The sequence below is a fragment of the Enterococcus sp. LJL99 genome (assembly GCF_054871725.1).
Genome location: NZ_JBTXLT010000011.1, coordinates 63,330 through 89,831, shown reverse-complemented (window position 1 = coordinate 89,831; position 26,502 = coordinate 63,330). Strand labels below are relative to the sequence as shown.

The 26,502-nt window shown below is 32.6% G+C and carries 23 protein-coding genes; 1 reads left to right on the top strand and 22 read right to left on the bottom strand.

From position 1 onward, the window contains the following. Positions 1-206 precede the first annotated feature (206 nt). Both ACYSNW_RS14870 and ACYSNW_RS14865 read right to left on the bottom strand, forming a co-directional pair. Positions 207-425, bottom strand: coding sequence for a hypothetical protein (locus ACYSNW_RS14870; protein WP_461745775.1), 219 nt, complete (start codon positions 423-425; stop codon positions 207-209). 193 nt (positions 426-618) lie between these two features. Beyond that, positions 619-1,965 (bottom strand): FAD-dependent oxidoreductase, encoded by a 1,347-nt coding sequence (locus tag ACYSNW_RS14865; RefSeq protein ID WP_461745773.1) that lies wholly within the window; start codon positions 1,963-1,965, stop codon positions 619-621. Positions 1,966-2,134: 169 nt separating this feature from the next. Between ACYSNW_RS14865 and ACYSNW_RS14860 the strand changes: the two genes are divergently transcribed. Next, positions 2,135-3,616 carry a helix-turn-helix domain-containing protein gene (locus ACYSNW_RS14860; protein ID WP_461745771.1) on the top strand — a complete coding sequence of 494 codons (1,482 nt, stop codon included), beginning with the start codon at positions 2,135-2,137 and terminating at the stop codon, positions 3,614-3,616. A gap of 726 nt (positions 3,617-4,342) precedes the next feature. Here the strand turns inward: ACYSNW_RS14860 and lepB are convergent. The 20 genes from lepB to ACYSNW_RS14760 form a co-directional block, all read right to left on the bottom strand. Then, positions 4,343-5,188 (bottom strand): signal peptidase I, encoded by an 846-nt coding sequence (gene lepB / locus ACYSNW_RS14855; RefSeq protein WP_461745769.1) that lies wholly within the window; start codon positions 5,186-5,188, stop codon positions 4,343-4,345. A 296-nt stretch (positions 5,189-5,484) separates the two neighbouring features. Next, positions 5,485-5,865, bottom strand: a complete 381-nt coding sequence (locus ACYSNW_RS14850; protein WP_461745767.1) for a LysM peptidoglycan-binding domain-containing protein — start codon at positions 5,863-5,865, stop codon at positions 5,485-5,487. 22 nt (positions 5,866-5,887) lie between these two features. Further along, positions 5,888-7,234 (bottom strand): hypothetical protein, encoded by a 1,347-nt coding sequence (locus tag ACYSNW_RS14845; RefSeq protein WP_461745765.1) that lies wholly within the window; start codon positions 7,232-7,234, stop codon positions 5,888-5,890. A 32-nt stretch (positions 7,235-7,266) separates the two neighbouring features. Then, on the bottom strand, positions 7,267-7,965 hold the full coding sequence (locus tag ACYSNW_RS14840; protein WP_461745763.1) for a hypothetical protein: 699 nt from the start codon (positions 7,963-7,965) through the stop codon (positions 7,267-7,269). A 478-nt stretch (positions 7,966-8,443) separates the two neighbouring features. Further along, positions 8,444-8,821 carry a type II toxin-antitoxin system PemK/MazF family toxin gene (locus ACYSNW_RS14835; RefSeq protein WP_461745761.1) on the bottom strand — a complete coding sequence of 126 codons (378 nt, stop codon included), beginning with the start codon at positions 8,819-8,821 and terminating at the stop codon, positions 8,444-8,446. 10 nt (positions 8,822-8,831) lie between these two features. Further along, on the bottom strand, positions 8,832-9,956 hold the full coding sequence (gene alr, locus ACYSNW_RS14830) for an alanine racemase (RefSeq protein WP_461745759.1): 1,125 nt from the start codon (positions 9,954-9,956) through the stop codon (positions 8,832-8,834). A gap of 55 nt (positions 9,957-10,011) precedes the next feature. Further along, a complete protein-coding gene (acpS, locus tag ACYSNW_RS14825; protein ID WP_461745757.1) occupies positions 10,012-10,368 on the bottom strand; it encodes a holo-ACP synthase in 357 nt (118 codons plus the stop codon). 454 nt (positions 10,369-10,822) lie between these two features. Beyond that, positions 10,823-12,346 (bottom strand): degradosome RNA helicase CshA, encoded by a 1,524-nt coding sequence (cshA, locus tag ACYSNW_RS14820; RefSeq protein ID WP_461745755.1) that lies wholly within the window; start codon positions 12,344-12,346, stop codon positions 10,823-10,825. A gap of 374 nt (positions 12,347-12,720) precedes the next feature. Further along, the gene (locus tag ACYSNW_RS14815; RefSeq protein WP_461745751.1) at positions 12,721-14,094 is read right to left on the bottom strand and encodes a UDP-N-acetylmuramoyl-tripeptide--D-alanyl-D-alanine ligase; all 1,374 of its coding nucleotides are present in this window, start codon (positions 14,092-14,094) and stop codon (positions 12,721-12,723) included. Positions 14,095-14,389: 295 nt separating this feature from the next. Further along, positions 14,390-15,469 carry a D-alanine--D-alanine ligase gene (locus ACYSNW_RS14810; RefSeq protein WP_461745749.1) on the bottom strand — a complete coding sequence of 360 codons (1,080 nt, stop codon included), beginning with the start codon at positions 15,467-15,469 and terminating at the stop codon, positions 14,390-14,392. Between the two features lie 158 nt (positions 15,470-15,627). Continuing rightward, positions 15,628-16,071, bottom strand: a complete 444-nt coding sequence (locus tag ACYSNW_RS14805) for a YaiI/YqxD family protein (RefSeq protein ID WP_461745747.1) — start codon at positions 16,069-16,071, stop codon at positions 15,628-15,630. An 18-nt stretch (positions 16,072-16,089) separates the two neighbouring features. Further along, positions 16,090-17,097 (bottom strand): hypothetical protein, encoded by a 1,008-nt coding sequence (locus tag ACYSNW_RS14800; protein ID WP_461745745.1) that lies wholly within the window; start codon positions 17,095-17,097, stop codon positions 16,090-16,092. 676 nt (positions 17,098-17,773) lie between these two features. Continuing rightward, entirely contained in the window at positions 17,774-18,112 is a 339-nt protein-coding gene (locus ACYSNW_RS14795) for a type II toxin-antitoxin system PemK/MazF family toxin (protein ID WP_461745743.1), read from the bottom strand. A gap of 471 nt (positions 18,113-18,583) precedes the next feature. Continuing rightward, complete coding sequence (locus ACYSNW_RS14790; protein ID WP_461745741.1) at positions 18,584-20,104, bottom strand: PASTA domain-containing protein; 1,521 nt, start codon at positions 20,102-20,104, stop codon at positions 18,584-18,586. After that, a complete protein-coding gene (locus ACYSNW_RS14785) occupies positions 20,097-20,771 on the bottom strand; it encodes an ABC transporter ATP-binding protein (protein WP_461745739.1) in 675 nt (224 codons plus the stop codon). Before ACYSNW_RS14785 ends, ACYSNW_RS14790 begins: the two co-directional genes overlap by 8 nt. Before the next feature lie 12 nt (positions 20,772-20,783). Then, positions 20,784-22,295: an ABC transporter permease gene (locus ACYSNW_RS14780; RefSeq protein ID WP_461745737.1), complete on the bottom strand. Its 1,512-nt coding sequence runs from the start codon at positions 22,293-22,295 to the stop codon at positions 20,784-20,786. 52 nt (positions 22,296-22,347) lie between these two features. Further along, positions 22,348-23,070 (bottom strand): ATP-binding cassette domain-containing protein, encoded by a 723-nt coding sequence (locus ACYSNW_RS14775; RefSeq protein WP_461745735.1) that lies wholly within the window; start codon positions 23,068-23,070, stop codon positions 22,348-22,350. A 5-nt stretch (positions 23,071-23,075) separates the two neighbouring features. Continuing rightward, a complete protein-coding gene (locus tag ACYSNW_RS14770) occupies positions 23,076-24,386 on the bottom strand; it encodes an ABC transporter permease family protein (protein ID WP_461745733.1) in 1,311 nt (436 codons plus the stop codon). 57 nt (positions 24,387-24,443) lie between these two features. Beyond that, positions 24,444-25,535, bottom strand: a complete 1,092-nt coding sequence (locus ACYSNW_RS14765) for a sensor histidine kinase (protein ID WP_461745731.1) — start codon at positions 25,533-25,535, stop codon at positions 24,444-24,446. Further along, positions 25,526-26,194: a response regulator transcription factor gene (locus ACYSNW_RS14760; protein ID WP_461745729.1), complete on the bottom strand. Its 669-nt coding sequence runs from the start codon at positions 26,192-26,194 to the stop codon at positions 25,526-25,528. Before ACYSNW_RS14760 ends, ACYSNW_RS14765 begins: the two co-directional genes overlap by 10 nt. Positions 26,195-26,502: the final 308 nt, after the last annotated feature.

Here is a 26,502-nt window from a genome sequence, read left to right as displayed (position 1 = left end):
ACTACCTGAAAACCAACCAGTTTTCAGGCAGTGCTAGTACTTTTCATCTAAATTGAAATAAATTTTTTCATTATGATAGATGGAATTATTTAGAAACAAATGATTTGATTAATGAATACTTAGCCTATTCCTTTATTTAGTCCAGTAGCTTTTGGAAAATCCCAACCTTTTCCAAAAGTTTGCTTAAGTAACTCTACATACACTATTCATTTATTCAAAAAAGTAAAAACAACATCCTTTACTTCATTTACATGCTCAGGTTTTATATAAGACATCGCTCGCGTTCCAATACTCATTAAATATAGCTTATTTAAATGACCTGAATCATTTCTTTTCTTTAAATCATCTAATAATTGTTTCATTTCATCTTGGCATTCAGGTTTTGTATAATTCAAAATAAATGAATAAACGTCTTCTTCTTTCATTGTGATATTCCTCCTAGATTTTATTTTATTATAACTAAATTTAGTAAAGAATACCATTTCAATCTATTTTAGTAAATCATTAACAAGAAACTTTTTTGACAATTTATTTTTCAAGAAAAGTTAACTATATGTTAAACTCAAAAAAAAAATCAATTACTTTCCATTCCTTAGCCCCTATTTTTTATTAAAAATATTAATCTTTATATTTTTCAATTAGAAACTCATAGGCCGCTCGACTGATTAGTCCCATTGGTTGGTTAATCATTGGATTAAAATAAAAATCCATCGTCACAAGCTCATCTAACGTTGTTTCTTTTTCGATTGCTAATGAAAGGGTGTTTACTGATTGCGTAATATCTTTTTCAGACATCAGCTGGCCTCCGATGATTTTGTGGGTCCCTTTCGCAAATACAAGTTTAATATGTACTTCATCTTGTTTTTTCAAATAGGGAAACTGATAGGGTAATGTCAAAAAGATACTTTCTGTATCAATCCCTTCAAATTTCGCTTCAACTTCTGTTAATCCCGTACTCGCTATATATGAACCAAAAATGTAAGTAGCCGTTGTTTTTTGAGTCGTTCCATACGCCAAATAATGATGTCCAAGGACATTCATAGCTGCAACAGTAGCGCTCCTTGTCACATTATTAACCAAAGGAATAAACGAATGTTGGTAACTGGTTTGTCTTGGGTAAGAAACAACGTCTCCTAATGCATAAATATCGGGATCGCTCGTTTGCATGTAGTCATTCACACGAATTGTTCCATTTGAATTGACTTCTAAAAAATCCTTGACTAGTTTAGACTCTGGACGTGCATTTACTGCCACAATTGCAAAATCATTTTCAATTTCTTGCTTCGTCGTCTTCGTTATGAACATATCTTCATTGGTGTCTTCAAAACTAATCACATTTTCATTCAAATGAAGAATAACACCTGATTTTTTGATTTTTTGCTCAATCAACCCTGCTATTTCCTTATCTAAATAACGAAACAATACTGAATCAGCGCTTTCAATTAAATGAATTTCTTTACCGATATCATTTAGCGCATCACACAATTCCACTCCGATGTAACCGCCACCTATAATTGAAATTACAGAAGAATTTGAAATTTTTTCTAGAACCTTAATTGAACTAGGATAATCCTTAAAAACCATCACTCGATCGTTATCAGGGAACGTGATATTCGTATGAAACTGATTTGAACCCGTCGCTACAATCAATTTATCATAATCTAATTTGAATTTATTTCCCACATTATCTTGGTAGATAATTTTTTTTTCTTCGTTACAAATCTCTAGTACTTCAGACTCTGAATAAACATGAATACCGTTTTCTTTTAAATCTTCTATCGTAGTATATCTAGCTTGATCTAATTCATCGATTTGCTGTGTCATCAGCAAAACAATTCCATTAGATATAAAACTTACTTCAGATTTTTTTTCTATCAAATAAACTTCGGTTTTAGGAGATAATTTTTTTAATGTTAAAGCTGCGTGAATGCCACCATGTGAAGCTCCAATGATTGCTACTTGCATAAATTCTCCTCTCCTTTCATATTGTTACTTCTTTTAATCAATAGTTTATCAGTATTTAATTAAATTTATTTATTTTTTAAATTGATAACTCAATAAATCAATGGTTTCTTTTAACTTGCGTATTGCCATTTTGTCACGAATAAAGTATCCTTAAGATGAGGTGTCTAATATGCTAAAACGGGATTTTTTAGAAAAACCATTTGATTATATGAATGATATATTACTTTTTTTGTATAATAATAATGGAAAAGCTACAAAAAATGAGTTGGTAAATGAATTTCGAATTAGTTCTCCAACATTAAATGAATACCTTTCATTCCTACAAAGTTTTTTAGAAGAAAATGGTATTGATGATCAAGTAAAAGTGGATACTGAGAACGAAAACATCACTCTAGTTAAAGAACCTGACTTTCAACTAAAAAAAGTAGTTGTACTTTTTTTAGATAAATCTATAAAATTTCAAATGGTTAATCAATTATTTTTAAAAGGTGAATTAAGTTGCGATTATTTTCAATTAACTTATGCAATCAGTTCAGCTACCTATTACCGGAAGATAATTGAACTTAATGACCTACTGAAAGAATTTCGTTTACAAGTCAAGAGAGGTAAACTAGTAGGTGAAGAAAAGCAAATCAGATTTTTCTTCTTCAATTTTTTCTGGTTTTTATTTGAAGATAAAGCTGAATTAGAAAAAGAAACAGCCAATCAGTATCTTGGCTTTATTGAAATCTTAAAAGAAAGTCTAAGTATTTCATTTGATCCAACTGAAATTTTACAAATCAAACTGTGGATGAAGATTTCTTTTAGAAGAATGACCACAGAGTATAATCCAATCATTAGTCCAAACTATGACTACCCTGATCGACCGTTGTTTGAAGAAATCAACATGGCTTTATATACATATATGAAAAAAATTGATCGTCCATACACTATTTACGAAGCCTATATGTTTTATGATTTCTTTTGCTCTATGCATAATTTTTCTGCCAATTCTTCATTTTCATTTAAATTAGCAGAACGTCAGCGTAAAGAAAGTTCGTATTTAAACTATATGAATAAGATTATTTTAAAATACTTAAAGCAACAGGGCTATTTATCTGCCTATGCTTCTTCTTCTCGCTTAGCTTATATTGAAAATTTACTTTTCCAATTTCACTCTCAGCTTTATTATTTTGACGGCTTTATTTTGCCTTTTGATAATTGGACAATCAAGTCAATTGTCAATGCCTATCGTCATCCTTTTTCTGGTAATGAAGTAACAGAGCTGATGGAGATTGCCACTAAAAAATTCGATCAAGGAAAAGACAAAGAAAATTATGCAAATAAATTTACCGAGATTAACTATACAATCATTTTAAATCATATAGCTGAATTAAATGAAGAAAAAATCACTATTGGTGTGAATCATTCACTAAATCCGTTTATTGGTGAGCTCGTAATCCAACACTTGCTGAATGTTTTAGGGCATAAATACCCGATTCGAGCAGAACTTATCCAAGAAGATCACCATTATGACATTTTACTTTCAAATATTTACAACGAACAACTAGCTGAAAAACAAGAACTCATGTATGTTTTTTCAGATATAGGCAATAACTATGACATGCAGGAAATTGAAAAGTTCATTGTTCAGTTGATTGATAATCGTTAGTTCTTTAGCCTAATAAAAATTATACCATCGTTTAAATAGAGATTCCTCTCTTTTTTCTCTTATTTTCTTAAATTTGATGAGAAAAATACATTTTTTTAATATTTTTTTCGATTGTTCTTTTTGATGGTTTAAGGACAAAACTATTTTAATTTTTATAAAACATATGCTATTGATGCCTAAAACAGGTTAGCTTTCTTTTTCATAAACAATTGTAACTCCTTTTATCAAATGAAACAAATTTTTGATACTTACTAAAAAAAGCACTACAAATAGTAGATCAATATAAAATATTAGCCGAAATTTCAAGAAATTTATTTACTTCTTAAGCAAATTCCGGCTTTTTTTGTAAAAAAAAAGAGTTTTTTTCTCTATCAAAATTGTATGCAAATGAAAATATTATTATATAAAATCGAAATACCATTGTTTTTTCATTCATATAGAATGAATAAAAATAACAAAAAATAAACTTGAAATGACAATAGATTTAACTTAAAAATCTCACACCCATATAAAAGCAGATAGAACAAACGGCATAAAACAATCAGAATCTCAGAAATTCTCTAAATCTCCCTGATAGTTCGTTCAATTTTAGAATTATTATCTTCTTAATTTGTCATCAGAAACAAAAGGTATCTCCATAAAAATAGCGATAAATCACAAAAATTCATACAATAATTTTTGTGATTTATCGCTTATCTATTAAAAATGAATGATTCAAATCTTTCCTTACCTTATTCTACCAATATCTTTAAAAGGAGAAAAACGATAAGAAACAACCCCTTCTATCGAATTTCCATCAACGAGACCAAATTCTCTACTGTCGCTAGAATTGTTTCGATTATCTCCTAAAACGAAATAATGATTATCAGGAATTTTTTTCAACGGTGATAACTGTTCAAATACTTTATCAGAAATATCTACTTTTATCGTTCCATCTGGTAATTCGCTCGCGGAAGAGTAATCAAGTTCTTCAGGCATGCTTTCAGCTTGATGATTGATAAATAAGAAATGCCCATCTGTAGAAATCAAATCACCAGGCATCCCAATAATTCTTTTCACGTATTGATAATCACTTTTAACGGGTGGTTTAAATGTAATTACTTCATACCTTTTAGGATCTTTTGTTCTGGTTACGATTACCCGATCTTTGTCATGGAGCGTTGGATTCATTGAATTCCCGTCAACCATATGAGAAGACGTTTTTAAAATAAAGAAAAAGACTATTGTTGCCACAATCAATATCGGGATTATAAACTTTACAACCTCGATGATAATCTCTTTTCTTCTTTTTTTTCTTAACACTTCAATTTGTTCAGGCGTTAGTTTTCGTCTTTTCTTCTTTTTTTGACCTACAGCTTTTCTAGCAGGACCAGCTTGATTAATTACGGTCTTTTTAGAAGTTGGCTTGTTTACTTCCTCATTTAAAATTCTTTTTTTCCTATTTGGTTGAGGTTTCTTTCTTATAGTTCTTTCTTTAGCAGAAGTCTCCTCATTGAGATTATTTTTTGTTCTATGTATTTTTTTATTCTGTCTATTTGAATTTTTTTTGAAGGAATCTGCTTCTTTATTCATTTTTCACCTCAAATACCTACCTTATCTATCACTATAGGATTAATGATAGCAGAGTACTGTCCATTTTTCCATATAAAAATTATCTCTTATTTCTGATTTCTAATTCTAAAACATTTTCCAATCCAAATGTTTTCGGTATTTTTTAAAATCTAGCTTTTTTAACACCTGGAAAAAAACAGTAAATCACAAAATTGATTTTCCAAACTTTTGTGATTTACTGCTTTAGTAGAGTTAGCTTTTGCCAGACATTTATATTCAATTAGTAAAAAATTAGCGATATTTTTTTTACAGAGTAATCATTTTTCTATAATTAGCTCTTGCCCTTCAACAATCACGGTACTAGTCAATTGATTTCGATTCATTAACTCTTGAAGAGTCAAACCATTATTGTGGGCAATTTCCCACAATGTCTGATCAGATTCTACATTATTCGTTTTTTTAGGTGCTTCTTTCGTTTGAGAGACTTGATTGTCATTCTCTTTACTAGTTGAAACAGTTGTAGCTTGTTCTTTCTTTTTCTCTGATTCTGGACCTGTAGCTGGTGCTACGGTCGTACCTGGATTACTTGGTGCAGATGCTTCGATCAATGAAGAAGCAGAATGAACAAAGCCAGCTATTGCTCCTAGTGCAATCGAAAAAGAAAAGAACAAAACCATTTTTACTTTCATTCTTTTCATCTTGTTTCTCCTTTATCCTTACTTAATTTTTGTCTAAACGAGAAAGTTTACCTAATCGTTCTTCCAATTCTCGGTAAATAGTCATCACTTCATTTTTAGATTCTTCAACTTCATTAGAAATATTTTTCGCACGGTTTCCGATATTCAACATTTCTAATTCAGCAGAATTAATCATATGTTTCGCTTCAACTTGTGCTTCACTAATAATTCTGTTTGCTTCTTTCTTAGCAGAAACCATTACTTCCCCGATTTCTTGTTGTGATTTCAGTGCTTCTTCTTGCAATGATTGATTTTTCAGTAATAAATCATTGATTTGTTGTTTCGCTTGCAATAACTCAGCTAATTGATCTCCTTTCACTCCACCTTCATTCGAAAGTGTTTGCATTGAGGCAATTTCTGCTTTCGCTTTTTCAAGTTCTGTCTCTTTATCATTATAGTTTGCTTTTAAAACAGCTATTTCAGATTCGAAGACATTCTTTTGAATTGAATACTTATCGTTAATGCCTTGAATACGACCTAAGTTCATTTCAAGTTCACTTTTTTCTCTCAAAGTTTGTTCTAATTCTTTTTTCAATTCATCTAAACGGTTTTGGTCAATTGATGTTTCTTGCTCAGAAATAATTTCTGTTTCTTTTTCTTTAAGTCTTTGGTTTTCAAGTTCCAATTGCTGCATTTTGCTTTGGAGAACAGAAATTTCACTTGCTAATTCTTGTTTTTCTTTCGTTGTCATAGAAAGTTGTTGATTTAATGATTCTAGTTCCATTTTAACCGTCTCCAATGCTTCTTGTTTTTCTCCGATTGTTTCTCGGGTAGTTAATTCTTCTTGTAATGCACCAATTTCCTTTTCTTTTGCTTGAATCGCTACTTCTAGAGCTTCGTCTTTCTTAACTAACTCTAATTCTAAAAACTCAATTCTTTCTTGATTTTCTTCATTACTATTTTTTAATTCATTGATTTGTGCATGTAATAAATTGATTTCAGATAAAGAATCTGAAGATAATTGTTTTACTTCTTGTAAATCAAAAATCGCTGCTTCTTTTTCAGAAAGTTGAATTTCTAACCCACTATTTTTTTCTCTAAGTAATTCAATTTCATCTTGATTATTTTCGATTTTATAAGCTAACTGCTTATTTTGTTGAGATAGTCTGAAATTTTCTTCTCTATTTTGCTCAAAATCTCTGTCTTGCAAGCGATATTCTTCAATAAGTTCCCTCAAACGTTTAATCTCTTGCTCTTGTTCTTTAATTAATTGATTATTTGTATTTGTTGCGATCGGCTCAGTTTCAGGTTCAGATGTAAATGAAACATCTTGTGTCAACTCTTCATCAGAAACTTCGTTGATTTTTTTTATTAATCGTCTTTTCGCCATTTTTGCTCCACCCCATTTTTAGTTATTACAGTTTATTTATCTAATTCTACTTTTTCTAAGTTATCTTCTTTTTCATTTCTTGAATAAACAAACGCTGCTTTTGATAAGGTATTACTCTCATCTCGATAAGTGATATTAAAATCAATTGTGGTTATTGCAGCTACTTTATTCAATTCGTCAACAATCATTGTAACATTTTTCTCTACAGTTTTATATTCATTAAAATTTAAAGTAGCTGTAAAGACCGAAATTGTCAATGATTCTGTCGATTTACCATTTGCAATAATTACACTAGGTTCTCCAAAAAATGGCTGTAAATCTCTAGAAAGTTGAATTTCATAACTTCTTTTCGTCGTACTATCTTGGCTTTCTACAACTTTGTCCCAAGGAAACTTCGCTAATTTCAAAGATCCCTCTTTGTAACTTTCAATTTTTGCACTGGCTGTTCCACCAATTTCTCTTAAATCTTCTAATCGTTGTTCTAAATCTTTGTTGTCTTTTCTTAATGTATTTTGGTTGTATAAAATTCCAATAAATAATAAACAAAAAACAATAGCTGTAATCATCAACAAAACTAGTGAACGATTATTTTCTTGATACTTGTAAAAATTAATTTTTCGCTTCATTTTCAGACTATCAGAATCCAAAGTCTCTAACTGCAGTCGAATATATAGTAGATAACTTAATAACACAAGCGTAATGACTGCTAAGGCACACATGAAGATTATCATTAAATCTAAACCCCTTTATCCCATAATAAAAAAACATTACATAACTCCATATTTTGGAAATTATCCAATTTTCACCTGATTATACATATTTTATTGTAACATTACGCTTTAAACTTGCCAACTTTTTTTTATAAAAGTCGCAAATAATATCAGATTTCAGTGCTTTTCTATTATTATTTTTGAATTTAGTTAAATTAAAGGCTCGATTTGTTCATTTTTCTAAAAAAATAATTTCTATTTTCTCAACGATTTTGCTGAATTTGAAAGACAATAGATTAAGTATTTCGACATTTTGACAATCATTTTATTAGTAAATTTGATATTTTTTTCTGTTTTATCAAAAATGAATTAAAATGTTATTTGACCATTTAACCCAGCGTTCTTCATTTTTTACCCAACATATATTTTTTTTACTGACTGGTTTCTTTATAGTTGAGTAACTATGTAAATCTTAAAAGAATAAACCGCTCATTTTATTCTATGTATCTAATTTTTCTTCAACACCCACTTCTATTTCCACAATTCCTAAGCTAATATTCAATGCTTGATCGACCGCATTCATGATTGTTAAATTTAAGTGACAAACTTTTTCTTTTAGTCTCGATTTATCAATGGTTCTTATTTGCTCAAGTAAAATGACTGAGTCTCTTTCAATTCCAGTTTCATTTGCTCTGATTCCAATATGAGTGGGTAATTTTGGCTTTGCTATTTTGGCTGTGATTGCTGCAACAATAATCGTCGGACTAAAATGGTTGCCAAGATTGTTTTGGACAACCAATACAGGACGTACACCGCCTTGTTCCGAACCTGTTACAGGGGATAAGTCTGCAAAATATATGTCACCCCTTCTAACCATTCCGATCCTCCTATTCTATTTTATAAACTCTAGGTACACGCTCAGAAAACATACAAACAACTTCATACTGAATAGTGGCTAATTTTTCTGCGACCATTTGTGCTGTGATTATTTCTTGACCATTTTTTCCAATTAATGTGACAGTCGTACCAATTTCAACGGGACCCTTTAGACGAATCATACACTGATCCATACAAATTCGACCAATAATCTCACATTTTTCGCCATTAACCAAGACAGAAAAACCTTGTAAGTGACGTAACCAGCCATCTGCATAACCAATTGGAATCGTTCCAATCCACTCTTCTTTCTCTGTTACATACGTTTTTCCATAGCCGATTCCTTTTCCAGCCGGAACTGATTTTACTTGAATCAACTCTGATACCAAACTTAGTGCAGGTTTTAATTCATAAACATCTGGCAATAATGTTCCCGAAGGATTTAGCCCATACATAGCGATCCCGTAACGAATCATATTCCCAAGACACTCAGCATGCCAAAGTGCAGTTGCACTATTCCCAACATGGATATACTTGGGCAGTTCTTTTAGAGAAGCCAGAACAGCTTTAAAACGTGCAGCTTGCGTTTCATAATAAGTGTTATCTTTTTCATCTGCAGTCGAAAAATGAGTAAATATACCTTCCCATTTCATTTTATCATTTTCTTGAATAAACGAAACTGCATTTTGTACGCTTATTAAATCCGTAAAACCAATGCGCCCCATTCCTGTATCTACCTTTAAATGGACGTTTAAGGCGTTTGAATTCGCATCCTTCATAAGATGCTCACTTGCTTCTTCCAACCATTCTAAGGTCGCTACAGTGATTGACAAATCATACTTAAGAACTAGTTCCAAATAAGCTGGATTCACAACACTTAAAATAAGGATTGGATCAGTGATTCCTGCTTCTCGCAATTCAATCGCCTCATCTAAAATAGCTACACAAAAACCAGTTGCGCCACCTGCTTTTGCCGCTTTTGCCGATTCAACAGCGCCATGTCCATAACCGTCTGCCTTAACTACTGCAAATAGCTCTACATCCTCAGGTAAGCGGTTAACTTCATTGAGTACGTTTTCCTTGATTGCCGTAGTATCAATTATCAGTTTCGTTGGTCGGTGCCATCCTATAGCCATAGTCCGCCTTCTTTCTACTAAAAATCTATTTAAATATGGAAAAATAGACATTCATTTAGTCTTGTTCCTCCAAAATAATTTGTGCGATTGCCATATTCTCTGTATGCGAAATAGATACAAAAATCGCTCCTTCATAAGGAGCTTTGGTCACTTTGGGAGCACCAGTCGTTTCTTTTAAAACTTCTATATCTTGTAATCCCACTTTTCCAATGCCCGTTCCAAGCGCTTTGGAAAACGCTTCTTTACAAGCGAAACGTCCTGCTAAAAATTCAACTTGGCGTTTGTGAGGTAGCGTTTCGAAAAGTTGATATTCATTGATTGTTAGAACACGTTTGACAAAAGAAGACTTAGTATTGATAATTTTTTCAATCCTTGAAAGTTCAACAATGTCGATACCAATTCCCTTAATCATTTTCTAACTTCCTTTTATTCTTTTTTATAAATCATTTTTATTCTAACAAATTTCTTTACTTTTTTCACATAATTAGAAAAAAATAGAGCTTGGGACAAACTAAAAACTAGTTTTATCTCAAACTCTAAATTCTGATAGACGGTGATCGAAAGCAAGCTTTTCAAAAATAAGCTAAAGAAGTTGGTGAGGCTGTAACAAAAGTCTTCATTACTGATAATCACTTAAGATTCAATAACTCATCAAGCGGGGACAAAAGCAGCTCCTTCGGAAATAAACGCTTTTATCCCAACTTCTTTTAGGTAACGTTGAACGTACTTGAATCAAACGACTTTGTTTCAACCCTTCTTTTAACTTCTCAAGGCTAAACACTTTGTCTCAACCTGTTAAAACTGAATAAAGAGTCACCAAAAGGGATATTTTCTAAAAAGATTGCTCTTTTTTATTTAAATCGGTATTAATTTGATTTGTCTCTAATGACAAAGCTACGTTTTTTATCATTATGACGTTTCGCTGAACGATTATCTTTATTTTTGTTGTAGCCACCATTAAAGCCGCCACCTTTATTATTCTTATTGCCACGGTAACCACCGCCACCATTGTTACGGTTACGGCTATTTCCGCCACCACGGCCATTTTTATTGAAACCTTTTTTAGTTGAAGGTAATGGGCGTTCTGGTGTAATTTTTACTGGAACGGCGTCTGCAGGATCTTTTGAAATAGTTTTAAGCAATAAGGCAGTCAAATCTTCAGCAGAGTATTTTTCTAATAACGCTTCAGCAGATGGTAAATATTTTTCCAAGCCATTTTCTGCTAATTTTTCTTCTGTTGTTTCGATTGCTGCTCCTAATTGTCCTTTAAATGCTTCTTTTTCACTTGGTGGACGTAATGGGGTCATACGTTTTTTCGTTAATTCTTCAATAACGTGTAAATAACCCATTTCATTTGGTGTTACAAAAGTAACTGACATTCCGCCTTTACCGGCACGTCCAGTTCTACCGATACGGTGAACATAGCTTTCTGGGTCTTGTGGAATATCATAGTTGTATACATGCGTTACACCTGAAATATCTAAGCCACGTGCAGCAACATCTGTCGCAACTAAAATGTCTAAATTACCATTTTTAAATGAACGTAAAACGCTCATCCGTTTTTGTTGAGACAAATCACCATGAATACCTTCGGCTTTATAGCCACGAGCTTCTAAGCCACGAGCTAATTCGTCTACACGACGTTTAGTACGTCCAAAAACAATTGTTAAATCTGGTGTTTGAACATCTAATAGACGAGTCATAATATCAAATTTTTCAAAATCTTTTGAACGAACATAGTATTGATCAATCAAATCAGCAGTCATTTCTTTTGCTTTGATTTTAACATGTTCAGGTTGTTTCATGAATTTAACACCAATCGATTTAATCGCAGGCGGCATTGTTGCAGAAAATAGTAATGTTTGACGTTCTTCAGGTACTTTAGAGATAATTTTTTCAATATCTTCTAAAAAGCCCATATTCAACATCTCATCAGCTTCATCTAAAACAAGTGTTTCAACTGTTTCAAGTTTCAAGGTACGACGATTGATATGATCTAATAAACGTCCTGGTGTTCCGACAACAATATGTGGACGATCTTTTAAGCCGCGGATTTGACGACCAATATCAGCACCACCATATACTGCTTGCACACGAATTTTTTTATCGCGACCTAAGCGATACAATTCTTCTTGTGTTTGAATCGCTAATTCACGAGTCGGAGCGATTACTAAGCCTTGTAGAGCATGGTTTTTAGTATCGATTTTTTGTAACATAGGTAAGCCAAATGCAGCTGTTTTCCCTGTTCCTGTTTGCGCTTGACCAATTACATCTTTCCCTTCGATTGCTAACGGGATTGTTTCCTCTTGTATCGGTGTTGCTTCCTCAAATCCTGAACGTTCAATTGATTTGAGTAATTCTGTTTCTAATCCAAGTTCTTTAAATTTCAAATGATATCCTCCTAAAATAATTGTTTCTTTTCTTTTTAAAACTGATCGTATGTTGTGTAAAAAGATTGCATTTTTCCAACCTGCTTTACAACAACTTCTTTAGGTGATTTTACTTTCGCCAATCTAGAAAATGTTCCGCTTTCCCATCAGTCACACCACTTTTGGTTGTTATTTTCTAATTGGTTTTACCGAAAAATCCACCTCATGAAGCCTCTAGGCACTAGAAAAGCCAAACGAGGTCGTTCAGCTTTTTTATTCTTTATTTATGATAGAAAATCTTCTATTTAAAATACGCTCTCCATCTTGCTACTTCAATCTTTCGGCAATAGGTAATTCTAGCACACTTTTGCATTTTCAGCAAGTTTTATGAAATTTTACTTTTCATCTATCAAGTGAGTTACAATCTCGCTTAATCCCATACCATTACTGGCTTTTAAAACAATCATATCATTTGTTTCCAGATGTTTTTCTAGCGCTTCTATTAAACTACTTTTGCTATTTTCAGAAAAATAATGTACTTGGTTCTCAGGATACTTTTCTTTTAGTTTTATAAATAAATGATTCATCTCCGTACCATATAAAAATACTTCTGCTATTTCACTTGGTTCTAAATGATTGCCTATTTCTTCATGCATTTTTTTAGAGTCAGGACCCAATTCAAGCATATCGCCCAAAACAGCCATTTTTTTACCAGTTGTTTTCATTTTGCTAAAACTATCCAAAACAAGTTTCATTGCCGTTGGATTAGCATTGTACACATCGCTTAGAATATCAATATTATTTGCAATGCTTATCCATTCTGTACGATTTTTAGTTAGTTTGAAATTCGCTAAACCTTTTTGGATTTCTTCGATAGGTACTGCTAATTTTTGACCTATAGCAATCGCAATCAATGCATTCCCAACATTGTATTTACCTAAAACTGGGATAGAAAAAATTTCTGGTAAATTGTTGATTTTAAATTCAGTTCGTTCTTTTTCTTCTAAAATAATTTCAGCTTGATAGTCTGCATCTGATAACCAACCAACTGTTTTCACCTCTTGCGATAAATTGGAGCGATAAGACTTAAGTAACGGTTCTTCATTTGGTAAAACTAAAAGGCCGTTTGGTGCTAACCCTTCCGCTATTTCCATTTTGGCAGCAGCAATCCCTTTTCTTGACCCTAAGTTTTCTATATGTGCTTCTCCTATCATTGTAATAGCAGCAATTTGTGGTTTTGCTAATTTAGATAGAAAAGCAATCTCGTCTGCATGATCCATTCCCATTTCAAGGATTAATTTTTCTGTCGTATCCGGCATATGTAAAATCGTATAAGGCAAGCCAATATTGTTGTTGTAGTTGCCTTGTGTCTTGTAAGTATGATATTTTTGCGCTAACACAGCTTCGGTCATATCTTTAGTCGTTGTTTTTCCATTACTGCCAGTAATTCCAATCACTGTTGGCTGGATTTTGTTTAAAAAGTAGACAGCCAAGTCTTGCATTGCTTTTAACGTATCCAAAACCTTAATTACAGGAAAATCGGCAGGTGCTTCCTTATCTGCTTGCCAAAAAGCAGCTATCGCTCCTTTTTTTATTGCTCCATCAATAAATGAGTGCCCATCATTTGTTCCACTCAAAGGAACAAATAGATTTCCCTCCTTAATTAAGCGACTATCAAATTCTATCCCAGTGATTTCCAAATCTGCCCATTGACGCTCTTTATTTACAGCATTAACTGCTTGAGCTACTTCAGTCATTGTAAGTTTCATTTCTTTTTCTCCTTAAATAAAAAATGGAGCGAACCCTTCTGCAACAAACAAAAACAGGAGATGAATGATTCGCTCAATTAAAATAATGTTTAATTGTGTGTTCTATCAGAAAAATACAGTGAACAATCAACAAATTCTACCAGCTTAAATTAATAAATTGAATAGCACCCCTGAAATTAATTATTACTATTGTTAGGTACCAAGCAAGCGCGTCAAGCTTAACGTTACTTTTTTCTTCTTGGTTCCACTAAAGATTTTGAAATTCTCAAGTTTCTCAATCATTTTCTATAGTGAGCTAGTTATTTTCAAAGAATTTTTGTCTTTGTTTATGTTTATTTAACCCTAATTGAATCAACTCTTCAATCAAGTCACTGTATTTTAAGCCCATATTTTCCCAAAGAAGAGGATACATACTAAATTGAGTAAATCCTGGCATCGTATTCAACTCATTCAAAAACAATTCATTTTTGCTCGTTAAGAAAAAGTCGCACCGACTTAAACCACTACCATCCAAAATAGTGTAGGCTTTTTTAGCAAACTCTTGTGCCTTTTTAGCTACTTCGATGGGTACTTCTGCAGGGATTTGCATCGTGATTTTGTTATCAATATATTTGGAATTATAATCATAGAAATCAACATCTTTAACTATTTCACCTGGTAATGTAGTACGCACATCTTCATTTCCCAAAATAGCTACTTCGATTTCACGCGCTTCAATTCCTTGTTCAACAATTGCCCGAGAATCAAAGCGATACGCTTCTTCTAAGGCGTATTGCAATTCTTCACGATTTTCAGCTTTACTGATTCCGACACTTGAACCCATATTCGCTGGTTTGACAAAAACAGGGTACAATAATGAACCTTCACATTGTTCAAATACTTTTTGCGGGTTTTCTTTCCAATTACTTTTTAAAACTGGAACAAACGGCACTTGAGGAATTCCAGCTGTTTGTAATAAATATTTGGTCATAATCTTATCCATTGCATTCGCACTGGCTAAAACACCAGCACCTATGTATGGTAATCCTATTGTCTCTAAAAATCCTTGAATAGTTCCATCTTCACCGTTAGGACCGTGTAATACAGGGAATACAATCGCATTGTCTTCTTGGATTTCACATGGCATGATGATTTCACCAGTAAATTCTCCCCAACTGCTTTTTTTCCCTTCTTTAGACCAATTAAGTCGCAAAACAGACTCATTTTCTGGTTTTTCAGTCAATAAAGGTCCTTTAATCCACTGACCTTCTTTACTAATAAAAACAAGTTGAACTTGATAATAATCAAAATAAATTGCATTTAAAACTGAAAAAGCGGATAGAATCGAAACATCATGCTCTTCACTTCTACCACCATATAATAAAATGACTTTCAAATGCTCTTCCTCCTAGATTCCTTTATACATTAAGTTTCTTAAATTCGAATATATCTGAAAAATTGTTCCTCCATATTTTAGCATAAAAGCATGAATTCGAGTAGAAACAATTAAATTAAATAAAAATAAGTTCAAATTAGTAGCAGCTACAAGATAAATTAATCCGTCTCAATCATTTGTAGCAACTGCTTCTTGAAGTTTTGCTCATCATCTTTAGAGAAAGCTTTCGGGCCTTTCGTCCGACCACCACTCTTTCTGACTTTTGCACTAAAATAGCGTTGTTCCAAAAGTTGATCCATATTATCAGCTGTATATTCATAACCTAGCTGATGCAACACTCGAACCCCCTTTGGCAAAACTAAGGAGGCTAAGCCATAATCTTGCGTGATTAGTAAATCTCCTTTATGAATCAATTGGACAATTTTATAATCAGCTGCATCTGCCCCTTTGTCCACATAAACAAATGAAACATTTTTAGGATATTCCTTGCTTGTATAATGATCCAAGCTTGTCACGATAATTACTTCTAGTTGCTGTGTTTGAGCTACTTCAATAGTAATGTCTTTTACAGGAGAACCATCCCCATCAATAAAAATTTGCATACCTCAATCTCGCCCCTTTTAACTTAAATACCACGCAGGGTGTCTTTTCAGGAAAATAGTTACTTCTTCAAAAACTGCTTCACGAACTATTTTATATAACTCTGGATTTCTAATTTTTTTCTTAATTGCGCCTGTATATCTCGGACGCTTGACTTGAATAGATAACACAAAATCAAAACGTTCGGAAAAATTGCTCGTCGTCAAATACTGCAAACGATTGGTTTCTTTTAAAAATTGATTAATAGCATCGACTGTCCCTTGAACAAAACCATCTAAATGAGTTCCCCCATCTGCTGGTAAATGTCCATTAACAAAACTATCTGCAATACTTGTTGAACTATTTTTAGAAATAACTGCTTGAATTGTGACTCCTTCACTTTCAATACTAAAAGATAAAGGTTCGCTCCCTCGCGTAATACGATCATCTTTTTGAAAAATGTAGTCAATCAATCCTTTTTTATAGTGAAATACATTTTTCTGATCTTGGTTATTAGTCAATGAAATACTCAAGCCACTATTTAACATCGTCAATTGTTGACACCGGTTTAATAAGACAAAATAAGGCATTTTTTTTGTTCCCAAAACCGTTTCATCTGGCGTAAAAGCAAGCTCTAAACGATGAAATGTTTCTTCAGAAGGAATCAATGCTTTCTTCTTCAATTGACCAGCTTGATAAATTTTAATCGTTCTGCGGCCATTTGTTTCAATACTAAACCCCATCTGTTCTGAAAATGCATTGACAATAGTCAAAAATAAGTATGGTGTAGAGAATCCTTCCTTATTTTTATTTAATAACAACTCTTTTTCTGATTCAAGAGTGAAAATGAGCTGATTTTCTGAAAGTTCAATTGCTAGTTTAGTTCTTTTTAAATCAGAAGCTAAAGACAATAAATCATCCAAACTCTGTATCACCATGCTTTGCAGACCTGCTTCGCCAACAGCTCCAATAAACATACTAGGACGTTTACGAATATTCTCTTTTAGCATATCATCGTCTAATGCTTGCCAAATTTTTTCATTGGTCATACTGCTTCCTCCCACATTCGCTCACTCATTAAATCTAAAAAAGAAGACCTTTTGCAAGTCTTAAATTTACTGATTCATTTTTAAGTGAAATCCTTCTCTTTATTATAATGAAAATAACCAGAAAAAAAAAGGAGAAGAATCATCAAAAATCGATTAACTAGAAATAAAACTAAAAATAATTGGTTTCACTGTTCCTAAAACCTGAAATAAGCCGCATAAAAAATATGATTATCAAGTATTTACAAAGACGACTCATTAGATAAAAAAATCATAAAAAAAAAGAAGATCGAAATCTTCTTTTTTCCGCAGTATTTATATAAAATATAAATAGATAAACCTTCTCCACAAAAGTTTTTATCCGACAACTACAATCCGGTAGTGATGATTTTCTCATCTTTGCCTCTGCTGTCTAGTCAATCACTTGCCGTAAAAACGGAATAGCTGAAGCTATCTGATTGCGTCAACTCGTCGCATGAAAGATACTTTATCATAGAAGACTGATAAAAGCAATCCCTCTAATGTATTTAACGGTCGATTCCCCTTTTCGAACGTCAACGCTTGGCTCTGCTATTTTTCATATTCCTTTATAAACCTTTAGTACTCCTTAAATTCGCTTGTCCTTTCACAATTACCAACAAACATATGTATTTTACTATAGAGTTTTGATGTTGTTTAATCAAACTCCTATGCTTATTTTTAGTGCTTGATTCACCTTCAACATATCTTTTTCTTCGAGTTTTCCGATTTTGTGAAGAATTCTTTCTTTGTCAAGTGTCCTAATTTGTTCCAATAAAATTAAAGAAGGTGTCAGCTTGTTATCATGAAGGATTTCTACCTTTACTTGTGTTGGCTGCATTTTCTTTTTAATATTTCGAGTTATTGGTGCAACGATTAGCGTTGGACTAAACAAATTCCCCTTATTATTTTGAATGATTAGTACTGGTCTAATCCCTCCTTGCTCAGATCCAACAACTGGTGACAAGTTCGCATAAAAAATATCGCCCCTTTTTATCATCTATTCTACCACCCCCTAAAAAATCATCCTTTTAAAAAATTATATCATGTCTATATGTATTTATCTTTCAACATTTTATATGAACTAGTAAAAACTTTGATAAATTGACTTAATAATCGATTTTTATCGCATTAAAAAGCAAAGTTTCCGCTATTTTTTTTATTAACATAGTCCGGAAATATATTTTTGGATATTTTTTATATTTTCAATTTATTTCTTTTTTTATAATTCAGCATCAATCAAGTAGAAATAAGTGGGTGAATCAAAAGTAAAAACCACTTTGGTTTTATGATCTAAAAAACGAATAAGCGACAACTCACAAAAATTTGAAAAACATTTTTCGTGAGTTGTCGCTTATTTCTTAGAGATAAACACTTCAGTCCTAATCTCTTATTTTATATAAAAATGTATGCTTCTATTTCTATTAGAATAAGCCGGAGGTTCATACTGAGTTAGCTACTTTTCTCAGCCTCATTCAATTTGTTGACTGCCGCTATCTGAATTTGATGCATTTTTCGCTGAAAAATCATTTGCATTTCCTAAATTTCCTAAACTGATATCAATCGTTGCCGTATATTCTAATGGAATATATTGACTAAAGGTACTCATACCAACAACTGTTCCTTTTGGTTGATCAGAATCAACGTATCTAATCGTATAATCGATAGATGCGCCTTTCGACTGAAACTCTTCAAAGAAATACTTTTGTAAATCTCCCTCTACAGTATTCCCTCTTAAATCTTTTAGGAAGGGACGTCCTGCAGAATAATAAACAACGACCTTCAACTCGTCTTTACTTGTTAACTCAGTTCCAGCTTCAATACTTTGAGAGATGATTTGTCCATATGGTACCGTTTCACTAAAAACACTTTTTGCTTGGACTGAAACTCCTTCCACTGCATTCACTGCCGTTTCAAATGTATAGTCAGCAAAATTGGGAATCACAAAACCTTTTCCTAATGAAACTTTTACACTCATACTCTCTTTTTTTGCAATTTTTTGATCTTTGGGAATACTTTGACTAATAATCCCATCCAAAGAAATATCTGCTGAGCTATCTTCTTCATATGTCATTTCAATTTCATTGTTTTTTGCCCAACTCTCTACATCAGCTCTTGTCTTTTTAGAAAAATCTGGGACGGAGATATTTTTCTCAAAGGTTTCCTTGCCTTTTGAGTAATACACATTTGCTTTGTCTTTACGCTTATAATTTTCTTTGCTAACATCTTTATTTACGATTTCAAAGCGTAACGCTTTACCTTTTTCTTCTGTTTCACTATATTGATCGACCAAAGAAAGATTCGTCGCTTGATTCTCTTTGAGCCATTTTTCGGCCTCTTTTTTACTCATCGTCATAAAATCTGGTAAAGTTAGTTTTTCCTCTGGATCTGGACCTAAACTAGCATTTACCGTAAATTTAGACCCTTTTTTAATTTTTTTACCTGGAGCGATTTTTTGCGAAATAATACGATTAGCCTCATTTTTCAAATCATATTCTTGATCAATTTTTAACGTTACTTTATTTTCGGTAGCCCAAGTACGAACTTCAGCCAATTCTTTTCCCTTAAAATCTGGTAATTTTATATGGGTGCTTTGGTAATAAAAAATGAAAAGCAAGCCCACTCCAAGTAATGCTCCTAAACCAATCAGCATTCTTTTTCTTTTTTTTCTTTTAGAATACGTAGGATCTGTTTCAGTATGCTCTTCAGAATGTTGTCGCCGACTTGGTCTTTGCATACTCTCTTCGAATTCGGGTTTCGGTTCTTCTGTCTTTTCTATTTCAACAGTTTCTGGCACTACATTTTTAGGACCAAATTCCGATTGCGAAGCTGTTGTTTGACCTTCGACTTTTTCTACTAGACGATCATAAGATGTCTGCTGATCTGATTCTTGTTTTTCAGATAATTCTTCCCTCTTATCTTGTCCTGCTTGTTTTTTCTCTTTAGTATCTTTATAGTTATTTTTATTAAAACTGGAAAGGAAATCACTCATTCAGCATCAACTCACCTTGCTTTAGATAATACGTTTTATCTGACTGTTTAGCAATCTCATTTGAATGCGTGACAACGATGACGCATTTATTATGCGTAATTGCTAAATCATGAAAAATATCAACAATTTCTTGTTCCATCCCTTCATCTAAATTTCCAGTTGGTTCATCTGCTAAAATAACATCTACATTTGTAGATAAAGCTCTAGCAATCGCAATCCGTTGTTGTTCTCCACCAGATAATTGAGTTACAAGACGATCTGCTTTCGTTTTATTGATCCCAATATAATCTAATAAATTATAAGCAATTGCTCGATTGTCATCTGATAACTTATTGTCGGTAATTGACATGGCTACTAATACATTCTCAAGAGCTGTTAAATAAGGAACCAGATTATAGCTTTGAAAAATAATACTTATATCATCTCTACGATACTTTTCATAACCTATTTCTTTAATATTTCGACCATTGAAAAGAACTTCACCACTTTTAGGTTGATCTAACGCACTGATTAATGAAAGAAATGTTGTTTTACCTGAGCCCGATTGTCCTAAAATTGTGTAAAATTGTCCTTTTTCAAAAGAAATTGACGTATCTTGTAAGATTACTCTACGTTTCTCACCATCTTGGTAAAAGTAATTAACTTTGTTTGTTTGTAAAATTGACATTCTTTTTCCCTCCTACATCATTATTTTCTTTGGATTTAATCGTATAATATAAGTTAGAGGTAAAATTGCCGATAAGAAAATGGTACCAATACCAGCAATCAAGAAAGTCAAAATGTAATTCATTGAGAATTTAACTTCATAAGCCTCAGTCACAGCTTCAGTTGATAAAGAACTACTTGATAAGGAGCTACCACCACCCATTATCATCATACCTCCCATCTCTTGTTCTCCACCGCTTTGTACTTGTGATAGTGCATCACTAGCAATCATTGACTCTGAAACTGTTTTGCCTAAAAGATTCCCTGTGACTAAAGATAGACACATTGCTACTAAACTAACTAAGACTAATTCGAGCAAGATTTGTGAAACGACATATTTTCTTTGTTCACCTAGCGATAGATAGATGCCCAGTTCATGTTTACGATCACGTAAAAATAGAACAACCACTAATGAAATAATCAACAAGCTCGCGCCAATTGCTAAAAGAACAACATATCCTGAAATTTCTGACATTTTTTTAACTGTTCCACCCACTTGATCATATTGATCTGTGGAAACACTAAGTTTATAGAAATCAGGAATCAGTGTTTTATTTTCCGCTTTAAATGCATCTACATCCTCTGGTGATTTTAAAATATAGGTTGGTGTAATTTGCGATTCATATTCGGTAATATCTGTGCCATCAGCATTTTTAAATTTTTCCGGCATTGTTTCAAGACCTTTATCAAACTCCAGTTGATTAATTGCCGTCACCGTTTTATTAGGAAGATATAGAACATTAAACTTGTCGGTTTCCATTAATTGTTGTTGAAAGTTTTGCTTTTCATCCTCACCTTTTTTCTGCTCTACACTGACTGGTTCATACAACCCAATAATTTCAACCGGATGATCTTGTGTATATGCTTCCTCTGAAGTTCCATCTTGTTTGTAGTTAAGCCCTACACTATCAAGAACAACCTGATCGCCAACATTCACACCATTAGCATCTGCTACTTTTTTTGAAATCAGTGCAACTGCTTTGCCATTATCGATTTCTTCTTTAGTAAAATTTCGTCCCTCAAGTAATTTTAATTTTTTCTCCTTAAACTCAAGTGACTCCTCTAGGTTCGTTCCTTTAAGTGAAAAAATACTATTTCCACCAGCATTCGTCATGATTGTTGCATTTCCAGTACTTTCAGGTTCATAACTTTTAAATTTTTTCGTAAATAATTGTCCGGTTATACTGTAATCATACTCTTTGACATAGGGTGAAGAGCCAATTTGTTCAACATCTTTGACTGATAAACCTTTAGGCATTTCCATTCCGCCATCTGAACTTTCATTCATTAATTTGTTAATATCAAGATCAACAGTCGCTATCGCTCCTAATTGATTTTTGATTTTTTTCTCTACATTAGTTGTAGATTGTTGAATTGCGATTGCTCCTGCGATTACATTTCCTAAAACAAAGATAACTGCAAATAAAATCAATGATTTCCCTTTTCTTCTTGTTACACTACATAATGCTCGATTCCAATAGTTCATCTTACATTCCTTTCTAATTTCAAAGTAAAAAAGGATACTCTAAATCATCACGTTATGACTTTAAAACCAGCTCCCCATTTGCTAAGTTTTTTGATAAAGTAATATCCGCTTCTTTTTCTTTGATAAATGATAGTTTCCCACCATTCAAACCCCATAATTCGTCCACATAACGAGCAATCTCGTTCGACTGCGAACTAATAATCAAACATTTATTTTCATTTTTTACATATGCGCTTAATTTTTGCATGACAGAATCTAAAGATAAGGTACTTAAGGTTTGTTTAGGTTCCTCAATCAATAAAATCGCTGGCTCATTAATGAGGGCTTTTACCAAATACACTTTCTGCAACTCATTCAAAGATAGTTTACGCACTTTCTGATGAGCTGTTTTTTTATCAATCCCCATTGTTTTCAATTGAGCATAAATAAATTCTTGAGATTTTTTTTGTTTCGCAGCATTTAGACAAAACGACAAATTTTCTACAGCTGATAAATCTTCTAACAACTGATTTTTTTGGCAAATCGAACCTATTTTTTGTGCTCGATAATCGTTTTTATCTATTGTTTTTAAATCATAACCATCGAAACAAATGATTCCTTCTCTCACATCGTCTAACCCTTTTATTAGCGAAAACAGCGTTGTTTTCCCTGCGGCTTTTTTTCCTAAGATTCCATATACTTTCCCAGGGTAAAAATCAGCAGATACCTCATTTAATACTTTATTCTGTGTTTTTTCATAGCGATATGTACTATTTTTTAAAGAGAGAATCGACATTTTTTTCATGTCCTTTCTAACAAAAGTTTCATTGCTTTCGCCTTGAGAATGCAGTATCCTTCAACAAGAACCATGACTACCCAAAGTAACAAACTGATTCCAAACAAAATCGCTAAAAAATGAATTCTATCGCTGGATCTGATTGAAACAATTTGTTCCATCACTGGATTTTGAGACTTGGTAAAAGATACACCGACTACTTCAAAGCTTGATGCTGATGCGATAGATTGGTAGCTACTCAGCCAATGCAATACGGTTGGCGAAAGAACTATGACAATCACACAAGAAAAAATGAAACTACCCATGGTTGTACTTAGTATAGAAGTTGCTCGATACAAGAAAATTTTCCCTTTACTCATTCCTAACTCTTGCAAAACAAAAAACTCTTCTTCTTTTTTTCCAAACAACTGCACAACCAATGCACTCATCAGAAGTGTACTAAAGCTAAGTAAAATAACTAAAATAATAGAAATTCCACGCTTTACTTCCTCCAATTGGCTAATGTAACCTTGAATCGTTTCCTCACTCATTGTTACTTCATAAGACTTTGATAATCCTTTTTGATAAAGATCTTTTTTAAAATCTGAGAGTAATTTAGCTTCTTTTAGCTCGAACACCCCTAAATAATCAGAATTTTCAGTTAATTCTTTTTTTGAAGCAATGGTCTCCATACTTGTATAAATAAAGAATTTCTGGAAATAGTCGACTTCTTCCGTTTGTTTTTTTTGATTTTCTATCGGTTTGTAAATACCGGCAATGACCAAATCAATTTCTTGCGATAAATTTCCTTGTTTATTAATCGTTTGAAAAGAAAAAGTATCTCCTACTGCTAATTTATGCAGGTTCGAAAATTCTTCGCTGATGAAACATTCATTTTCAGCTAAGTTATCCTTCCCTTGCACAATTTCATTGCTCTGTGTAATCAAATCAAAGTCTTTGGCTTCAACGCCACTCAGAATCGTCGTTGCCATGATTCTAATATCCTGATTCTCCTGAAGTTCTGCCGAATTTTGTTGATTCAAAATTACCATCAAGTTACTAAAAAGCTTCATTTCTTTTAAATAATCGGATTGTCCAAATTTTTGATACTGCTCTTTTGTTAGTTTTTGCGCATGTTGTTGTTCAGTTTCTTTAGATGAAATCATCACTTGCTGCCCATACTTCTTTTGATAGCTTAAAATTGAAGAGTCAGCGGTTAAATAAATGACAATCAATAAAGCAATACTAGGTAATAAAATACAAAGAGTACTAACCAGTAAGCTATTTTTCCGCCATGACTTCCAATTCCCAACAACAGCATGCTTTAAAATAAACATGATTTTCTCTTTCTCCTTTCATGTTTTGACTATAACAAATCAAATGTTAATTTAATGTTAACTTAACGAAATACTTGGAAAAGACAAATAAAATGCAGCGCCTGCTTCTTCATTATTTTCTACATAAACAAATCCCTGACACAAATCGCAAACATGAGAAACGACCGATAGACCAATGCCATAACCATCTTGTTTCAAGCCATTGACGCGATATTTATGTTGAAAAATAGCTTCGTGGACACTAGGATCGATTCCTTTACCTAAATCTTTAATTTTGACAACAATGCTTCCTTTCTTTTTTTTAACTGAAACATGAACAGGTTGTTGATTGCCATATTTAATTGCATTATCAACTAAATTTGAAATCGCTCGATAAATCCAACGTTGTTTCGCTAAAATGATAGTTGATGACGTTTCATCGAAAGAGAACGTCAATGCAGGGTAGCTCTTTCGGTACATATCACAAACTTCAGCACAAACCATTGAAACATCGACAGTTTCATTCATTCGTTCATCTGTATTATTTGAGAGTGTTAATATGTCATCGACACTATCTGTTAAACGATCTAATACTTGAAGATTTTCTGATTCACTTTGTTCCAACTCCAAATTTGCACGCAAAATCGCAATCGCATTTTTTTGTTCATGAGTCAAGTAACTACCTAAACGTTTATAATCTTCTAAATTACCATCAAAACGCTCTTTTAAATCAGAAAAAATTTGTGAAACAGCTTTATTATCCGCAGTTTCAGCTGATAACTCTTCTAATCGATTTAAATCTTGAATAATTGCCAGCATTTGTTTAGAGTAAATCCGCTTTAAAACAACCCATAAAAGAAGCGTTAAACTTAAAATCGTGACACAAATCCCCAAAATAATCATAGGTAAAAATTGCAAGAAACTATCTAAATAAATAGTATCTAAAAAAGTTGTACTAACTACGTTATCGGTATTAAATTCAATCGTATCAAGGCGACTAATCGTATCATTCGTATTTGCCTCTACAATAAAAACATTATCTCCCATCGACTCGCCAATATTTAAATTCCGCCAATTACTCTGTAAAAGAAAAAAGCCTCCTATAATCGCTGCTGTAATCAATAATGAAAAAGCTAAAATCGCTGCTGTAATTTTAACGTTTAATCGCATAGTTGATACCCCTTTGCTCGAATCGTTTTTAATATTTCTTTGTCAGAAACTTCAGCAAGTTTCTTTTTTAGTCGTGCTAAATGAACGCGTAAAACAGATGAAAAAGGATCGAAACTTTCATCATAAACATGTTCAGCTATTTTTTCAGTCGAAACAACAGCTGGATGTTCTTGAGCGATACATAATAAAATATCAAATTCTTTTGGTTTCAATTCTACTTCATGATTCGCGTAATTCGCAGATCGACGAACAGGATCAATCACTAAAGAACCGACGGTAATCACTGGAGAAGTCCGTCCATGAAACCTTCGAACAACTGCCCGAATACGAGCGGATAACTCTAATAACTCAAAAGGTTTAATCAGATAATCGTCAGCGCCAAAGTCCAATCCTTTAGCTCGTTCTTCAATTTCATCTCTTGCAGTAATTATAATAATCGGAATCTCTACTTGACTTTCTCGCAAAAATTGTAAAATAGCTAAACCATCTTTATCGGGTAAATTAAGATCTAATAAAATAGCATCATAGTTATTTACATAAGCCTTCTCTTCACCTTCTGAACCAGTGAAAGCTAAATCAACCGAACAATTCTCTCTTTCTAAGCCTTTTTTTACAGAACAAGCTAATTGTTGATTATCTTCTATAATTAAAATACGCATAATTTTCTCCTTTTTTTGGTTCTATATAAAAAGTTTATGATGAATAGTTCCACAACTTTTATAAAACTACTCTTTTCTATTTATGTATACGATACTATACAATTAATAATATTGTCTATGTCATTTTAATTATTCTTTATTCATTTTTTCATAAAAAACAAAAAAACCACCTCCAAAGAGGTGGAAAAAAAGGGTAGAAAAAAATGAAATAGAAAAGTAGTACTATAGAGTAACATCTTTGGGGAAGATATTGTAATATTACTCTATGGATTAATAATAATACGATTTGGTTAATAAAGCTATTCCAG

Coding starts and splice junctions, on each gene's coding strand:
- ACYSNW_RS14870 (WP_461745775.1), bottom strand. CDS start 425: ATGAAAGAAGAAGACGTTTATTCATTTATTTTGAATTATACAAAACCT.
- ACYSNW_RS14865 (WP_461745773.1), bottom strand. CDS start 1,965: ATGCAAGTAGCAATCATTGGAGCTTCACATGGTGGCATTCACGCAGCT.
- ACYSNW_RS14860 (WP_461745771.1), top strand. CDS start 2,135: ATGCTAAAACGGGATTTTTTAGAAAAACCATTTGATTATATGAATGAT.
- lepB (WP_461745769.1), bottom strand. CDS start 5,188: ATGAATAAAGAAGCAGATTCCTTCAAAAAAAATTCAAATAGACAGAAT.
- ACYSNW_RS14850 (WP_461745767.1), bottom strand. CDS start 5,865: ATGAAAAGAATGAAAGTAAAAATGGTTTTGTTCTTTTCTTTTTCGATT.
- ACYSNW_RS14845 (WP_461745765.1), bottom strand. CDS start 7,234: ATGGCGAAAAGACGATTAATAAAAAAAATCAACGAAGTTTCTGATGAA.
- ACYSNW_RS14840 (WP_461745763.1), bottom strand. CDS start 7,965: ATGATAATCTTCATGTGTGCCTTAGCAGTCATTACGCTTGTGTTATTA.
- ACYSNW_RS14835 (WP_461745761.1), bottom strand. CDS start 8,821: ATGGTTAGAAGGGGTGACATATATTTTGCAGACTTATCCCCTGTAACA.
- alr (WP_461745759.1), bottom strand. CDS start 9,956: ATGGCTATAGGATGGCACCGACCAACGAAACTGATAATTGATACTACG.
- acpS (WP_461745757.1), bottom strand. CDS start 10,368: ATGATTAAGGGAATTGGTATCGACATTGTTGAACTTTCAAGGATTGAA.
- ACYSNW_RS14815 (WP_461745751.1), bottom strand. CDS start 14,094: ATGAAACTTACAATGACTGAAGTAGCTCAAGCAGTTAATGCTGTAAAT.
- ACYSNW_RS14805 (WP_461745747.1), bottom strand. CDS start 16,071: ATGCAAATTTTTATTGATGGGGATGGTTCTCCTGTAAAAGACATTACT.
- ACYSNW_RS14800 (WP_461745745.1), bottom strand. CDS start 17,097: ATGACCAATGAAAAAATTTGGCAAGCATTAGACGATGATATGCTAAAA.
- ACYSNW_RS14795 (WP_461745743.1), bottom strand. CDS start 18,112: ATGATAAAAAGGGGCGATATTTTTTATGCGAACTTGTCACCAGTTGTT.
- ACYSNW_RS14790 (WP_461745741.1), bottom strand. CDS start 20,104: ATGAGTGATTTCCTTTCCAGTTTTAATAAAAATAACTATAAAGATACT.
- ACYSNW_RS14785 (WP_461745739.1), bottom strand. CDS start 20,771: ATGTCAATTTTACAAACAAACAAAGTTAATTACTTTTACCAAGATGGT.
- ACYSNW_RS14780 (WP_461745737.1), bottom strand. CDS start 22,295: ATGAACTATTGGAATCGAGCATTATGTAGTGTAACAAGAAGAAAAGGG.
- ACYSNW_RS14775 (WP_461745735.1), bottom strand. CDS start 23,070: ATGTCGATTCTCTCTTTAAAAAATAGTACATATCGCTATGAAAAAACA.
- ACYSNW_RS14770 (WP_461745733.1), bottom strand. CDS start 24,386: ATGTTTATTTTAAAGCATGCTGTTGTTGGGAATTGGAAGTCATGGCGG.
- ACYSNW_RS14765 (WP_461745731.1), bottom strand. CDS start 25,535: ATGCGATTAAACGTTAAAATTACAGCAGCGATTTTAGCTTTTTCATTA.
- ACYSNW_RS14760 (WP_461745729.1), bottom strand. CDS start 26,194: ATGCGTATTTTAATTATAGAAGATAATCAACAATTAGCTTGTTCTGTA.